Consider the following 14,389-nt stretch of genomic DNA (forward strand, 5'->3'; position numbering starts at 1 on the left):
CCACCGCTCGTCGGGTACTCCTGTCCGGTGGCGACTACGAGGTCTCCGTCTCCGAACACGCTGATCAGATCGAGGCCGCGCAGCGGCTCCGGTTCAACGTCTTCAACACCGAGCCCGGCTACTCCGACGCCATCGGCGATGCGGCCACGGGTCGCGACGCCGACGCCTTCGACGAGTACTGCGAGCACATGCTGGTCCGTCACCTGCCGACCGACAAACTGGTGGGCTGCGCGCGCGTCCTGCCGCCGCCGCGTGCCATCGCTGCGGGCGGGTGGTACTCGGCGGGCGAGTTCGACCTCGACGAGCTCGGCGGAATCCGCGGCGAGACCGTCGAGATGGGACGTGCCGTCGTCGACGCCGAGCACCGCAGCGGATCGGTGACCGCGATGCTCTGGGCGGCCATCCTGAACTACCTGGAAGAGAACAGTTACCGCTACCTGATGGGCTGCGTGTCGGTGCCGCTGGAGTCGGAGATCGGCCGCGGACGCGAGCTCCGCGGGATCCGCGATCTGGCCCGCGACAAGCACCGCGCGCCGTGGCAGGTGTACCCGTACCGAGAGGTCGAGGTCGACGGCCTGCGGTTGGACGACCTGGAGCCGCCGGCCACCAACCGACTACCCGCACTGCTGCGCGGCTACGTTCGGCTCGGTGCCCGGGTGTGTGGCGAACCGGCTTTCGACGAGGTCTTCGACGTCGGCGACTTCCTCACCGTCCTTGACCGCTACAACGGCGATCAGCGGTATGCCGATCGGCTCCGCGGTGCGATGGTCCGCCTCGGACGCAGCGAATAGGGGGCGACGTGGAAGGCAGCGCGTGGTCGCCTTCGAGCCCTTGCGGCCCCCACTGCGTGCACACCTATGTGGAACCGGTGTCGCGGCTGCGGGCCTCGGCTCGCGTCACGGCCCTGGTCACCGTGGGTCTCGCCGTGGTGACTGTCGGCGTGCTCACCATCCTGCTCCCGAGGACGGCACGTCACGGCTACTGGCGGGGTAGTGCCAAGGTGGCGCTCCGGACCATGGGCGTGGTCCTGGAGATCGACGACCACCGCCCGCCGGGTGCTCGACGGCTGCGCGGCGCGCTGATGGTCGCCAATCACATCTCCTTCCTCGACATCGTTGCGTTGGCCTGTGTCTCGCCTGCGCGTTTCGTCGCCAAGCGCGAGGTGCTGCAGATGGGCGGATTCGGTGCCGTGGCGAAGCTCTTCGCCGTCCTTCCACACCGGCGCGGCGACCTCCGCCGACTGCGCCCGATGATCGACCAGGTGACGGAGATCCTCGACGCCGGTCGACCGGTGGCGGTGTTCCCCGAGGGCACCACCTGGTGCGGCACCGCATCGGGCACCTTCAAGCCCGCCTTCTTCCAGTCGGCCGTCGACGCCGGAGTCCCGGTGCTCCCGGTGCGGCTGTCGTACACCGATCAGGGGCACCGTACGACGATGCCGGGCTTTCTCGCTGATGACACCATCGGGTCGACCCTCGCGCGCATCGTCCGGTCGCGCGACCTCGCGGTCACGGTCACGGTGTTCGACCTCCTGATGCCCGCGGGCGACCGCAGGCACCTCGCGGCGCTCGCTCAGGATCTGATCGCGCCCGTGGAATCGGTCGCCGCGCTGGAGGAGTTGGCGGTCGACCTCCCGGTGCGGATGCCGACCGAACCGGTGGTCGTCTGACAGGGCGGTCACACCGCAGGCGCTCGACTGGGAGATGACCGCTCGGATGTCTATCCTGGTTAGGTCATGTCTTCTCTGTCCTCGACCCCGAAGCGGAAGCCGGTCTATCTCGACAACGCCGCCTCCACCGCACTGGTCCCCGAAGCCGCCGCCGCGATGACCGCTGCCTGGGCACAGCCGGGCAATCCGTCGTCCCTGCACGGCTCCGGGCGTGCCGCCCGACGCCTGCTCGAGGAATCGCGCGAGTCGATCGCCCGCGACCTGGGTGCGCGGCCGTCGGAGATCATCTTCACCGGCGGCGGGACCGAGGCCGACAACTTGGCGATCAAGGGCATCTACGACGCCCGCCGGCGCGAGGACGACCGTCGTCGCAAGATCCTGATCTCGGCTGTCGAACATCACGCCGTTCTCGACCCCGCCCAGTGGCTGGCCGACGACGGCGACGCGGAGCTGGTGGTGCTCCCGGTGGACGGCCACGGTTTCGTGGACCCGGAGACGGTCGGTGCGGTCCTCGCCGACTGCGCCGACGAGGTAGCGCTCATCTCGGTGATGTGGGCCAACAACGAAGTCGGGACCGTGCAGCCGATCGCCGCGATCGCTGCCGTGGGCGCCGAGTACGGCGTCCCGGTGCACTCCGATGCCGTCGCCGCGGCCGGCCATCTGCCGGTGGATTTCGCGGCCAGCGGGCTGTCGGCGATGTCGGTGGCCGCCCACAAGTTCGGCGGCCCGCAAGGCATGGGCGCGCTGCTCCTGCGCCGCGACGTCGCGTGCGTTCCGCTGCTGCACGGCGGTGGCCACGAACGCGACATCAGGTCGGGGACGCAGGCTGTCGCCGCGGCCTCCGGGATGGCCGCCGCGTTGCACCTGGCGGTCGAATCGCTCGACACCGAGGTCGTCCGCCTCGCCGCACTGCGCGACCGGCTGGCCGAGGTGCTGCGTGCGATTCCCGGCGTCCGGGCCAACGGTGCCTACGTGATCGACGCGGACCGCACGCTGCCCGGCATCGTGCACGTGTCGGTCGAGGGCTGCGAAGGCGATTCGCTGCTGATGCTGCTCGACGCGAAGGGCGTCGAATGCTCCGCGGGTTCGGCCTGCAACGCCGGGGTGGCGGCGGCCAGTCACGTCCTGCTCGCCATGGGCATGGACACGGCGACGGCCCGCGGCTCGCTCCGGTTCTCGTTCGGAACCAACAACACGGAAGAAGACGTCGACGTCGTGGCAGGCGTCATCGGCGAGGTCGTCGACCGGGCCCGGGCCGCGGGTCTGCTGTCGGCGGTCGGAGCGCGAACAGGAGGGGTGTCCCAATGAGGGTTCTTGCAGCAATGAGCGGCGGTGTCGATTCGGCGGTCGCCGCAGCACGCGCGGTCGAGGCCGGCCACGAGGTGGTCGGCGTGCACCTGGCACTCTCGACGGCACCCGGCGCGCTGCGCACCGGATCGCGGGGCTGCTGCTCACGCGAGGACGCCGACGATGCCCGCCGCGTGGCGGACATGCTGGGCATCCCGTTCTACGTCTGGGACTTCGCCGACCGCTTCAAAGAAGACGTGATCGACGAGTTCGTCGCCGCGTATGCCGCAGGTGAGACGCCTAATCCGTGCCTGGAGTGCAACGAGAAGATCAAGTTCTCCGCGCTCGCCGAGCGCGCCGTCGCCCTCGGTTTCGACGCGCTCGCCACCGGTCATTACGCCCGCCTGGACGAGGGTGAACTGCGCCGCGCCGTCGACGACGACAAGGATCAGTCGTACGTGCTGGCGGTGCTCGACCACGACCAGCTGTCGCGAGCGATGTTCCCGATCGGCGACACCCCGAAGGCACAGATCCGCGAGGAAGCCGAGCGCCGCGGCCTCGCTGTGGCGAACAAGCCCGACTCGCACGACATCTGCTTCATCCCCACCGGCGACACCCGCGCGTTCCTCGGCGCACGCATCGGTATCCGGCCGGGCGCGGTGGTCGACGCGACCACCGGCGACACCCTCGCCGAGCACGAGGGCGTCCACGGGTTCACCATCGGCCAGCGCAAGGGCCTCGGTGTCGAGGCGCCCGCGGCCGACGGCGAGCCGCGCTACGTGACCGACATCGACTCCTCGACCGGCACCGTCACGGTCGGGCCGGCGGCCGACCTCGACGTACGGACCATCACCGCCAACCGCGTCGTGTGGACGTCGGGACAGACGCCCGACGGCCCCGTCGAGTGCGTCGTCCAGGTGCGCGCCCACGGTGGGCTGGCGCCTGCGGTCGCGACACCGATCGACGGCTCCGATGGCCCGACCCTGCGGATCGACCTGCGCGAACCGCTGCGCGGTGTCGCCCGTGGTCAGGCCGCCGTTCTCTACGTCCTCGACGAAGCGAAGGGCGACCAGGTGATCGGCAGCGGTCGCATCACCGGTTCGCAGGCGTGACCGAGACGCCATTGCGGCTGCCGACCGGGGTCGGCACCGGAATCGGGTCCATGCCGGGCACCGATCCGCGCGAAGCCGTGCGGATCGCGGCAGGCGAACTGGACCTCCCGTTTCTGCCGGAACTGCCCGCCCGCGGGGTCGGCGCCGACCTGATTGGCCGGACCGGCGCGCTGCTCGTCGAGTTGCCGCTCGACATGGTGCATCGCACCTACCGGCTCGTCGACCACCCGAACAGCACCACCCGCCGATCGCGGGACTGGCTCCGGTGGGATCTGGACGCGATCGAGGAGCACTGGGAGACCGCCGGTCTCCGTGGCTCCGGCACAGTAAAGGTGCAGGCCTGCGGCCCGTTGACCTTCGCGGCACACGCGGAACTGCGCGGTGGGCACAAGATCGTGAAGGATCGCGGCGCCGTCCGCGACGTGACGGCGTCCCTGACCGAAGGCCTCCGCGAGCACGTCGCCGAGGTGGAGCGACGACTCGGGGCTCGGGTGGTGGTTCAGCTCGACGAACCGGATGTCGGCCGGGCGATCGACGGGACCGTCACTCCGCTGACCCGGCTCGATCCGATCCGGCCCATCCCGGCACCCGAAGCCGCGGAACTGCTGCAGCAGATGATCGACGATCTCGGTGTCGCGGTACTGCTGCACTCGTGTGGCCGGCCGCGCTGGGACCTGACGAGCCGACTGTCGGGCATCGCGTTGTCGCTCGACGTGACGGACCTCCGACCGGCCGCGGATTACGACGCACTCGGCGCCTACCTCGACGGCGGGGGAGTGCTGGCCGCGGGCCTGGTACCGACCAGCGGACCGGCGAAACCACTCCATGCTGAGCCGTTGGCGGGTCAGTTGGCCGGACTGATCGATCGGATCGGACTGCCGCGCGCGGTCCTCCGGGACAACGTCCTCGTCACCCCGACCTGCGGCCTTGCCGGCGCGACCCCGGAGTGGGCCGCCCGCGCGCTGGCGCTGTCGTCGGAGGTGGCGTCGGGACTGGCCGCGGATCCGGATTTCGCACCATCTGACGGCTGAGTGCGTGGCGCTAGGGACGGCCGTAGCGGTCGGCAATCGTCGTTGCCCGATCACGTAGAGCAGCGCGGAGTGCTTCGGGCGCGAGGACTTCAGCACCGGTATCCAGCTGCCAGATGGCCCAGACGGCGTGACGTAGATCCTCGAACGTCACATCGAGCCGTACCCAACCGTCGGAATCCGCTTCCTCAGCTCGCACCGCCCGCGCCGCCCCGAGCAGTTCCTCTCGGCGCGCGAGGTGAACTCTGACGACCACGGGGAGGTGATTCTCGGAGAGAAACTGGGCGCTGCGCTGCGCCCAGATGCGGTCGAGATCGACCTGGGAGGGACGGTCGGCCCGCTCAGGGAGTTCCTCGGCGATCGACATGCGTGAGAGTCGATACGTACGGTCTTCCCCGGACTTCGCCGCCAACAGGTAGGTGCGATCACGGACGGTGACCAAGCCGATCGGGTCGACCGTGTGCCACCGTGGCTCCTTGTCGGGTGCGGTGTACTGGAATCGGAGCTTGCGGCCGGTCAGCACGGCCTTGCGAACCTCGCCCATCACTCCTTTGTCGACGGACTCAGTGACCGGACGGCGGGAGAGCAGATCGGTGTCGGGCTCAACCAGAAAGCGTCTGGCAGCATCGTCCAAGCCGGCCCTATGCCCCTCTGGTAACGCATCAACGACCTTTCGCATCGCGGACGCCAGGGCCGTACTGAGGCCGAAGACTTTCTCGCCCCGGCTGGAGCCTGCGGTCAGCAACGCGAGGGCTTCCTCGTGGTTCAGCCCCGTCAGTTCGGTGCGGAAGCCCGGAAGTAAGGAGAAGCCTCCATGCCGCCCACGATCGGCGTAGACGGGTACTCCTGCGGTAGACAGCGCCTCGATGTCGCGCAGCACGGTTCGTGAGGACACTTCTAGCTCGCAGGCAAGCTCGTCCGCCGTCATTCGTCCGCGCTGGCGCAGTAGCAGCACCAGCGATACCAACCGATCCGCGCGCATGACTCCATTGTCTCCAAGAATCATGACACTAGGTGTCGTGATTAGTTGTGAGGCTGGTTGAACGGGCATTGACAACGGTGGCTGACCGGCCGGCGGATGCTCGTCGCAACGATAGGAGTGGCAATGGAACGAACCGCAGTCAATCCGGTGACCTGGTCGCTGGAGATGGGCTTCAACCAGGGGGAAGTCGTTTCTGGAGAGACCCGGACGCTCTACATCTCGGGGCAGACCGCGATGAGCAAGGACGGTCGCCCCGAACACGAGGGAGATGTTGCGGCCCAGCTCGCCCTCGCCGTCGACAATCTTGAGGCCGTGCTCAACGCAGCTGCCATGTCCTTGTCGAACCTCGTTCGACTGAACGTCTACACCACAGACGTGGATGCCCTGTTCCCGCACTACGGCGTGCTTGTCGGGCGGCTGGGAGGCGCAGGCGCTGCGCCGACCACCACGATGCTCGGCGTGACCCGGCTCGCCATCCCCGGCCAGGTGGTCGAACTCGAAGGAACCGCTGTCGCGTAGCGCGGCCGCCCTACTGCTCGTGCTGGACGGGTTCAGTGCGAACAGTAGGGCAGGGGAGGAACTCGCGCCGACTACGGAACTCCGCGAAATCCAGTACGCCAGGTACGACCTCTCAGTCGAGCACCTCCGGCCATGATGCTGGACGCCTCTGTCGGAGTGCTTCGCAGCCGGTCATCCCTCCAGCGCCGCGATCGCCCGCTTCGGCGCCACCTCGCGGAAACTCGCGTCGAGGAGTTCGCCGACCTCGTCCCAGTCGGAGTCGGCGGCGAGGTCGATGCCGAGCCAGCCGTATGCGCCGACGTACGCGGGAAGGAAGAAGCGGTCGTCCTGAATCAGGGCCTCACGTTCGACAGGGTCGGGGATGAACAGCAGGGCGGTGTCGCGGCGAACCTTGGAGCCCTTCTCGCTGCCGCCGTACATCGCGAACATCTTCCCGCAGCGAAAGGTCGGACGGCCGTGCGCCACCTTCTCGGTGGCCTCCGGCAGTGCCAGCGCGATGGTCCGCAGTCGGCCCAGAATCGGATCGTCGTCGGAGAACATGATCGGGTGCGGCATGGCAGCAAGGATAGTGGCCGGAGGGGTTTTCGCGGGGCGAGACCGTCGGAGGTCTCCGTTAGTCTGAACCGGTGAGTGAGGACAAGAGCACCGACCCGGCACGCGAATGGGCACGACTGGCGGAAGAGGTTCGCGGACACCAGTTCCGGTACTACGTGCAGGACGCGCCGGTCATCAGCGACGGCGAGTTCGACACCCTGCTCGGCCGGCTGCAGGCGCTCGAGGACGCTCATCCCGAACTGGCGGTCGCCGATTCGCCGACCAAACTCGTGGGCGGCGGCTTCTCCACCGACTTCACCTCCGTCGACCATCTCGAGCGGATGATGTCTCTCGACAACGTCTTCGACCATGACGAGATGCGCACCTGGATCTCCCGGACCGAGGCCGAGGTCGGTGCCGGGACCGAGTTCCTCACCGAACTCAAGATCGACGGCGTCGCGCTCGCGCTGGTCTACGAGAACGGCAAACTGATTCGCGGCGTCACCCGCGGGGACGGACGCACCGGCGAAGACGTCACCCTCAACGCACGCACCATCACCGATGTGCCCCATGTCCTCGACGACTCCTCGCGGCCCGTCCCGGCACTGCTGGAGGTCCGTGGCGAGGTGTTCTTCCGCGTCGAGGACTTCCAGAACCTCAACGCCTCGCTCGTCGAAGACGGCAAAGCGCCGTTCGCCAACCCGCGCAACTCAGCCGCCGGGTCACTCCGGCAGAAGAATCCGCAGATCACCGCCAAACGACACCTGCGGATGATCTGCCACGGCATCGGCAAGATCGACGGCTGGAAGCCCGACTCCCTGCACGACGCCTACCTTGCGCTCGCCGACTGGGGACTGCCGGTCTCGCAGCACACCCGCCGGGTCACCGGAGCCGACGAGATCATCACGATCATCGACCACTGGGGCGAGAACCGGCACTCGGTGGAACATGAGATCGACGGACTGGTGGTCAAGGTCGACGACGTCTCCCTGGAACGGCGGCTCGGCGCCACCTCGCGCGCGCCGCGGTGGGCCATCGCCTACAAGTATCCGCCGGAGGAGGTCACCACCAAGCTGCTCGACATCATGGTCGGCGTCGGTCGTACCGGCCGGGTGACGCCCTGGGCGCTGATGGAACCGGTGCTGGTGGCCGGCTCGACCGTCGCCCGCGCCACCCTGCACAACGCTTTCGAGGTGAAGCGCAAGGGCGTGCTGATCGGCGACACCATCACCATCCGCAAGGCCGGCGACGTGATCCCCGAGGTGCTGGGACCGGTGGTGGAGCTGCGCGACGGCAGCGAGCGCGAGTTCGTGATGCCGACCAACTGCCCCGAATGCGGCACCGAACTGGCACCGGCCAAGGAGGGCGACAAAGACATCCGCTGCCCCAACCAGCGGACTTGCCCGGGCCAGCTCCGCGAGCGCCTGTTCTACCTCGCCGGCCGCGGCGCCTTCGACATCGAAGCGCTGGGCTACGAGGGCGCGCAGGCATTGCTGTCGTCCGGTGCGCTGGTCGACGAAGGCGATCTGTTCTGGCTCACCGCCGACGACCTGATCAAGACCGACCTCTACACCACCAAGGCCGGAGCCCTCTCCGCCAACGGCAAACGCTTCCTGCAGAACCTCGATAAGGCCAAGCAGGTCCCGCTCTGGCGCGTGATCGTCGCGCTCTCGATCCGGCACGTCGGACCCACGCCCGCGCGCGCCCTCGCAACGGCCTTCGGCGACCTCGAGGCGATCCAGAACGCGTCGGTGGACGAGCTCGCCGAGGTCGACGGGCTCGGACCCACCCGCGCTGCCAGCGTGCACGACTGGTTCGCCGTCGACTGGCACCGCGAGATCGTCGCCAAATGGCGGGCGGCCGGCGTCTCGATGTCCGATGAGCGCGACGAATCGATCGAGCGCACCCTGGAGGGCAAGACGATCGTCGTGACCGGCTCCCTCGTCGACTTCTCGCGCGACGGCGCCAAGGAGGCGATCATCGTCCGCGGCGGCAAGGCGTCAGGGTCGGTGTCGAAGAAGACGGACTACGTCGTCATCGGGGATTCTCCCGGCAGTAAGGCCGCTAAGGCCGAGGAGCTGGGTGTGCCGATTCTCGACGAGGAGGGGTTCAAGGTGTTGCTGGCGACCGGGGGTGTCGGCGAGGTGTCTTCGTAAGTCCGTTGTGCGTGGCTGCGCCACCGCGCGCGTGCTGTCTTCGGTGTTCTGCCCGCTCGCGGTCGGGGTCGCGGTGATTTCGCCGCCTCCGCAGTCCTCACTCCTCGGCTAGCGCCTCGTCGCTGCGGAGAGGTCGGCGGTCGAAATCACCGCGACCCCGACCGCGGGCTCCTTTTGGGATCTGCGGCATGCGTTCGCTGGCGTCGCTCGTGCCGCTGCCGGTTGCGTACGCGCAGCGATTAGGTTCAGGCGTCGGGCTTCTTTGACTTCTTGGTCGCGATCGTGGCGATGATGCCGGTGAGGTAGCTGAGGCGGGCTACTTCGGCGGGGCGGAAGTCGGGGCCGCCGATCCGGCCCAGGAGGAGGGCTTTGCCGTCGGTGCCGAGCGGGGCGGCGGCCAGGCGGGTGTCCATCTCCTTCCAGGCATCAGGCACCCAGTCGGACTCGGGATCGAAGGCCGTCGCGGTCTCGAGGGGCAGCCAGTCGGCGTCGGTCAGGTGGGTCTCCGGTGCGCCGGAGCTTCCATACAGCCGAATCACCTCGGTCCCGGGTTTGGAGAGGATCGAGGCCCATGACACCCGCAGCACGCGGGGAGCGTAGTCGGCCAACACCTGGAGGCGGTCCTTGCCGCCTGCCGCGACCAGATCGATGAGCTCCAACTCCTGGTGGGTGTCGAGCACCCCGGCGAATGGGCGCAGCGAGTCGACGTGAATGCCGGCGACCTTCTCGGCGGCGGTGATCAGAGTGTCCGGAAGCGATCCCGAGGGCAGGTCGACGACGATGTCGTCGACCACGTAGCCGTCGCCGCGCTCCACCACCTCGAGGGAGCGGATGTCGGCACCGATGGTGCCGAGCTGCACGGCGAGCATGCCGAGGCTGCCGGGGCGGTCGTTCAGGAGGACACGTAGCAGGTACGACACCGTCAGATCTGCTGCTGCTCGAGCGGACGGACACCCACTGCGGTGCCGTAAGCGCAGACCTCGACGCCACCGGTCCCGGCGTACTCGTTGGTCTCGAAGCGGAAGGCCACCACGGCATTCGCGCCCTTCGCCTGGGCCTCCGCGCCCAGTCGAGCCAGGGCCTCATTGCGCGCCTCGTGCAGCAATTCGGTGATGCCGCGGAGCTCGCCGCCCGCGATCGCCTTGAAGCTCGCACCGATGTTGGAGCCGATATGTCGGGACCGCACCGTGAGGCCGAAGACCTCCCCGAAAACATGCTCGATCCGGTATCCCGGCAATTCGTTGGTGGTGACGATCATCATGCGTACCAAAGTACGTCGTGTCGTCTCATCAGGCCACCGGAAATCGGACATCGGCGCGGAGGCATCCCTGCCCGGGAAGTGCTCGGGGCGGGCGCATATCCTGGTCGGTGAACCCTACTGTCCCAGTACTTGCGCGGCCGCTGCCGCGAGAGTGTGTAGAGAGGTCGACGATGTCCACCGAATCCCAGCCGGCGATCAGCCGGGACGAGGTCGCGCACCTGGCGCGACTGTCCCGTTTGGCGCTCGACGACGCCGAACTCGACCGTTACGCGTCGCAGCTCGACGCGATCCTGAGCCACGTCGCGCAGATCTCCGAGGTGGCCGCCGACGACGTGCCGCCCACCGCGCACCCGGCCGAGCTGAGCGACGTGCTCCGCGACGACGTGGTGCTGCCGTCGCTCACCGCCGAGCAGGCGCTGTCCGGCGCGCCGGCCGTTGAGCAAGAGCGGTTCGCTGTGCCGCAGATCCTGGGGGAGGAGTGACCGTGAGCAACACCCGTACCGCCGGTGACATCACCGGACTGACCGCTGCCGAACTGGCAGGCAAGATCGCCGCCCGCGAGCTCTCCTCCGTCGAGGTGACACAGGCGCACCTGGATCGCATCGCCGAGATCGACGGCGAGCTCGGCGCCTTCCTGCACGTCGGCGCCGAGGAGTCGCTGGCAGCGGCCAAGGCCGCCGACGACGCGATCGCGGCGGGCGAGGCGCCCTCGGGTCTGGCCGGCGTCCCGATCGCCCTCAAGGACGTCTTCACGACGGTCGATGCCCCGACCACCTGCGGCTCCAAGATGCTCGAGGGCTGGAAGTCGCCGTACGACGCGACCGTCACCGCGAAGCTCCGCGCCGCAGGCATCCCGATCCTCGGCAAGACCAACATGGACGAGTTCGCGATGGGATCCTCCACCGAGAACTCGGCGTACCAGGTGACCCGCAACCCGTGGGACGTCACCCGGATCCCCGGCGGCTCGGGCGGCGGCAGTGCCGCGGCGCTGGCCTCGTTCCAGGCGCCGTTGGCCATCGGCACGGACACCGGCGGCTCCATTCGCCAGCCCGCGTCGGTCACCGCGACCGTCGGTGTGAAGCCGACCTACGGGACCGTCTCCCGCTACGGCCTGGTGGCCTGCGCGTCGTCGCTCGATCAGGGCGGCCCCTGCGGTCGTACCGTCCTCGACACCGCGCTGCTGCACGAGGTGATCGCCGGACACGATCCGCGCGACTCCACCTCCATCGACCGCGCGATCCCGGACGTCGTCGGTGCGGCTCGCGCAGGCGCCACCGGCGATCTGACGGGCGTGCGCATCGGCGTGGTGAAGCAACTCCAGGGCGACGGCTACCAGCCGGGCGTCGTCGAGTCGTTCCAGGCGGCGTGCAAGCAGCTCACCGACCTCGGCGCGACCATCGTCGAGGTGGACTGCCCGCACTTCTCGTACGCGCTCGGCGCCTACTACCTGATCCTGCCGTCGGAGGTGTCGAGCAACCTCGCACGCTTCGACGCCATGCGTTACGGCCTGCGCGTCGGCGACGACGGCACCCACAGCGCCGACGAGGTGATGGCGCTGACCCGCGAGGCCGGATTCGGCGCAGAGGTCAAGCGCCGCATCATGATCGGCACCTACGCGCTGAGCTCCGGCGCGTACGACGCCTTCTACGGCCAGGCGCAGAAGGTCCGCACGCTGATCGCGCGCGACTTCGCGAAGGCCTACCAGGACGTCGACGTGCTGATCTCGCCGACCACCCCGACCACCCCGTTCAAGCTGGGCGAGAAGGTCGACGACCCGCTGTCGATGTACCTCTTCGACCTCTGCACGCTGCCGGTCAACCTGGCAGGCACCTCCGCGATGTCGGTGCCGTCGGGACTCTCGTCCGACGACGGACTGCCGGTCGGACTGCAGCTCATGGCCCCGGCGTTCGGCGACGACCGCCTGTACCGGATCGGCGCGGCCTACGAGGCGGCGCGCGGCCCGATCGGCTGACAGCCCGGCGGCAGATCGCCGAAGGCGAGGCCCTGTTCGAGGCCGTAGCGATGGCCGTGCCCGGTCGACACCGACAGGGCCGCCGGTAGGTCGAGTGCGGTCGCGAGCAACGACGCCACCGGCAGCCACGGACGGTGGTCGATCGGCCGCCACAGGAGCGAGACGCCGAACGCGGTGACCGGATCGTCGTCGTTGGCGAGCACCACTCGGCGCTCGCACGCCGGAACCTCTTCGATGGTTCCGGCGGGTGGGCCGGCCAGTACGGTACCCGCGAGGTCGACGCCCGTTCGTCGAGCCCACCTGCGCGCGGCGTCAGCACCCACCGCGCCGAGGCTCTGCCCGGCGAGATACATCTGCGGGCGTTGCGTCTGCGGCGACCGATCGATGCGTCGCGCGACGGCGGCCACCAACGCCGTGGCGCTGTCGCCTGCGCGGGCCGGCGACGACACGAACGCCTTCCACGAGGCGACGTCGTCGTACTGCAGTGCGAGCACTCGCACCGACCCGTCGAAGTGACGTCGAGCGCCCTCGACGGTGCCCGCATCCACCCACCCGGAACCGGTGGGCACCGCGACCACCACCGCGCGCTCGGCCAAACCGCCCGCTGCGACCCACCGGGACACCAGCCGGTCGGCGCGCTGGGCGAACGATCCGGGCTCGGTGAGCGGCCCGTAGAGCATCGCTGCACTGTCTGGGACGGACGGGGCGGTGGCGACGGCGGGGCCGGACAGCCCGATCGCCGAGGTCACCAGGACGGTGGCCGCGGCCGCGGTCAGCAGCACGCGGGGCCGAATCGCGATGACCGCGGCGGCCGTGAGCACCGGGACGACGGTGGCGGCGACAATCCAGCCGACTCCGATGGGCGGGACGCCGAGCGCGGACCGGACGGCGAGCTCGTGGCGTGCGGCGAGGCCGACCGCCGAGCCGACGATCAGCAGGCCGACTCCGAGCCAGAAACCCGGCACCGGGCGTGGGCGGTCGTCGCGCAGGCGGTCGCGTGCCATGCCGATGACGGCTCCGATTCCGATGCCGATCAGCGTCAGGACCGTCCCGGCGACCGCGGTGATCAGCGCCGATCGCGGCATCATGCCGGGCGACAGCGCCAGGAGTCGTCCGACGAGCGCACCCGCGGCGACCGCCGGTCGGATCTGGAAGATCGCCGACCGGCGAACCCGCGGGCTCATGCCGCATCGCCGTTCGTCATCGGGATCGCCGTCTGGACGGTCCGCGTGAGAAGTGTTCGGACGATCTCGGTACCGGATTCGCGGCGGGGCGGCCCGGACCGCTGCCGCCAGGTGTTGAGCGACAGTCCGACCCGGGCGGTCTCGGCCGCGGCGTGACACAGCAGGTCGTCGCACGTCGCGTGCATGTCGTCGATCAGCATGCGGTCGAGGGCCGGCCGTGCCCAGGGCGCCGCCGGGCGCCCCACGGCATCCGCGTAGCGGAGCAGGTCGTAACCGAAGTCGTGGACGCGGCAGGCATCGGCGAACCGGTCGGGGAGCGGGACCGGCGAGGAACAGTCGCCGTCCGGGTTCATCGCGCGACCGTCGACCACCACCGGGCGATAGCCGAGCCGGGTCTCGAAATCGGCGGGCAGGAAGGCGACAGTGTCACCGCGGTCGTAACCGACCACGGTGGCATCGACCAGGGAGGCGATCGCACGCTCGGGCGCGGTGGACGGAAAGGCAGGCGCCTGCGCCGGTTCTCCAGCGGCCAACGCCGAGCTGAGCGGCAGCGCGGCCAGCAGGCCGACCGCGAGGACCAGTCCGACGACGCCGCGGATGAACCAGCGCATCGGGCCGATGCGGGGAGTCGATGTCGGTTCAGTGGCGGTGGGATTCGAAGTCATGCAACGAACGCTAGGAACGG

15 protein-coding genes are annotated in these 14,389 nt (G+C 69.2%); 9 read left to right on the plus strand and 6 right to left on the minus strand.

Features of this window, described 5'->3' with window-relative positions; translation table 11 throughout:
• The 5 genes from GX543_RS00550 to GX543_RS00570 form a co-directional block, all read left to right on the plus strand.
• Positions 1–791, plus strand: a 791-nt coding sequence (locus GX543_RS00550; protein ID WP_290849084.1) for a GNAT family N-acyltransferase, incomplete at its 5' end; no start/stop codon positions are given.
• A gap of 56 nt (positions 792–847) precedes the next feature.
• The gene (locus GX543_RS00555; RefSeq protein WP_290849086.1) at positions 848–1,669 is read left to right on the plus strand and encodes a 1-acyl-sn-glycerol-3-phosphate acyltransferase; all 822 of its coding nucleotides are present in this window, start codon (positions 848–850) and stop codon (positions 1,667–1,669) included.
• 66 nt (positions 1,670–1,735) lie between these two features.
• Complete coding sequence (locus GX543_RS00560) at positions 1,736–2,977, plus strand: cysteine desulfurase family protein (RefSeq protein WP_290849088.1); 1,242 nt, start codon at positions 1,736–1,738, stop codon at positions 2,975–2,977.
• Positions 2,974–4,068, plus strand: a complete 1,095-nt coding sequence (gene mnmA, locus GX543_RS00565) for a tRNA 2-thiouridine(34) synthase MnmA (RefSeq protein ID WP_290849090.1) — start codon at positions 2,974–2,976, stop codon at positions 4,066–4,068. Before GX543_RS00560 ends, mnmA begins: the two co-directional genes overlap by 4 nt.
• Positions 4,065–5,099, plus strand: a complete 1,035-nt coding sequence (locus tag GX543_RS00570) for a vitamin-B12 independent methionine synthase (protein ID WP_290849092.1) — start codon at positions 4,065–4,067, stop codon at positions 5,097–5,099. The genes mnmA and GX543_RS00570 overlap by 4 nt, the downstream gene beginning before the upstream one ends.
• 10 nt (positions 5,100–5,109) lie before the next feature.
• Here the strand turns inward: GX543_RS00570 and GX543_RS00575 are convergent, their stop codons facing one another.
• On the minus strand, positions 5,110–6,078 hold the full coding sequence (locus GX543_RS00575; RefSeq protein ID WP_290849093.1) for a WYL domain-containing protein: 969 nt from the start codon (positions 6,076–6,078) through the stop codon (positions 5,110–5,112).
• A gap of 123 nt (positions 6,079–6,201) precedes the next feature.
• Between GX543_RS00575 and GX543_RS00580 the strand changes: the two genes are divergently transcribed.
• Entirely contained in the window at positions 6,202–6,597 is a 396-nt protein-coding gene (locus tag GX543_RS00580; RefSeq protein ID WP_290849094.1) for a RidA family protein, read from the plus strand.
• Between the two features lie 171 nt (positions 6,598–6,768).
• On the opposite strand, the gene GX543_RS00585 is transcribed toward GX543_RS00580, so the two are convergent.
• Positions 6,769–7,152 carry an MmcQ/YjbR family DNA-binding protein gene (locus GX543_RS00585; protein ID WP_290849095.1) on the minus strand — a complete coding sequence of 128 codons (384 nt, stop codon included), beginning with the start codon at positions 7,150–7,152 and terminating at the stop codon, positions 6,769–6,771.
• 71 nt (positions 7,153–7,223) lie between these two features.
• Between GX543_RS00585 and ligA the strand changes: the two genes are divergently transcribed.
• A complete protein-coding gene (ligA, locus tag GX543_RS00590; RefSeq protein WP_290849096.1) occupies positions 7,224–9,287 on the plus strand; it encodes an NAD-dependent DNA ligase LigA in 2,064 nt (687 codons plus the stop codon).
• Positions 9,288–9,532: 245 nt separating this feature from the next.
• Here ligA and GX543_RS00595 read toward each other — a convergent pair whose 3' ends face one another.
• Positions 9,533–10,207, minus strand: coding sequence for an amino acid-binding protein (locus GX543_RS00595; protein ID WP_290849097.1), 675 nt, complete (start codon positions 10,205–10,207; stop codon positions 9,533–9,535).
• 2 nt (positions 10,208–10,209) lie between these two features.
• A complete protein-coding gene (locus GX543_RS00600) occupies positions 10,210–10,548 on the minus strand; it encodes a YbjQ family protein (protein WP_290849098.1) in 339 nt (112 codons plus the stop codon).
• A gap of 170 nt (positions 10,549–10,718) precedes the next feature.
• On the opposite strand from GX543_RS00600, the gene gatC reads away from it, so the two are divergent.
• Both gatC and gatA read left to right on the plus strand, forming a co-directional pair.
• Entirely contained in the window at positions 10,719–11,030 is a 312-nt protein-coding gene (gene gatC / locus GX543_RS00605; protein WP_290849099.1) for an Asp-tRNA(Asn)/Glu-tRNA(Gln) amidotransferase subunit GatC, read from the plus strand.
• Between the two features lie 2 nt (positions 11,031–11,032).
• Complete coding sequence (gene gatA, locus GX543_RS00610) at positions 11,033–12,520, plus strand: Asp-tRNA(Asn)/Glu-tRNA(Gln) amidotransferase subunit GatA (protein WP_290849101.1); 1,488 nt, start codon at positions 11,033–11,035, stop codon at positions 12,518–12,520.
• Here the strand turns inward: gatA and GX543_RS00615 are convergent.
• Both GX543_RS00615 and GX543_RS00620 read right to left on the minus strand, forming a co-directional pair.
• Positions 12,490–13,704 carry an alpha/beta-hydrolase family protein gene (locus tag GX543_RS00615; RefSeq protein ID WP_290849102.1) on the minus strand — a complete coding sequence of 405 codons (1,215 nt, stop codon included), beginning with the start codon at positions 13,702–13,704 and terminating at the stop codon, positions 12,490–12,492. The genes gatA and GX543_RS00615 overlap by 31 nt on opposite strands.
• Positions 13,701–14,369, minus strand: a complete 669-nt coding sequence (locus GX543_RS00620; protein WP_290849103.1) for a hypothetical protein — start codon at positions 14,367–14,369, stop codon at positions 13,701–13,703. Before GX543_RS00620 ends, GX543_RS00615 begins: the two co-directional genes overlap by 4 nt.
• Positions 14,370–14,389 lie beyond the last annotated feature (20 nt).

Origin of the sequence: Gordonia sp. (in: high G+C Gram-positive bacteria), assembly GCF_012515855.1 — a bacterium.
In the GTDB taxonomy this organism is placed as follows: domain Bacteria; phylum Actinomycetota; class Actinomycetes; order Mycobacteriales; family Mycobacteriaceae; genus Gordonia.

Coding starts and splice junctions, on each gene's coding strand:
- GX543_RS00575 (WP_290849093.1), bottom strand. CDS start 6,078: ATGCGCGCGGATCGGTTGGTATCGCTGGTGCTGCTACTGCGCCAGCGC.
- gatC (WP_290849099.1), top strand. CDS start 10,719: ATGTCCACCGAATCCCAGCCGGCGATCAGCCGGGACGAGGTCGCGCAC.
- mnmA (WP_290849090.1), top strand. CDS start 2,974: ATGAGGGTTCTTGCAGCAATGAGCGGCGGTGTCGATTCGGCGGTCGCC.
- GX543_RS00615 (WP_290849102.1), bottom strand. CDS start 13,704: ATGAGCCCGCGGGTTCGCCGGTCGGCGATCTTCCAGATCCGACCGGCG.
- GX543_RS00600 (WP_290849098.1), bottom strand. CDS start 10,548: ATGATGATCGTCACCACCAACGAATTGCCGGGATACCGGATCGAGCAT.
- GX543_RS00580 (WP_290849094.1), top strand. CDS start 6,202: ATGGAACGAACCGCAGTCAATCCGGTGACCTGGTCGCTGGAGATGGGC.
- GX543_RS00620 (WP_290849103.1), bottom strand. CDS start 14,369: ATGACTTCGAATCCCACCGCCACTGAACCGACATCGACTCCCCGCATC.
- GX543_RS00560 (WP_290849088.1), top strand. CDS start 1,736: ATGTCTTCTCTGTCCTCGACCCCGAAGCGGAAGCCGGTCTATCTCGAC.
- GX543_RS00585 (WP_290849095.1), bottom strand. CDS start 7,152: ATGCCGCACCCGATCATGTTCTCCGACGACGATCCGATTCTGGGCCGA.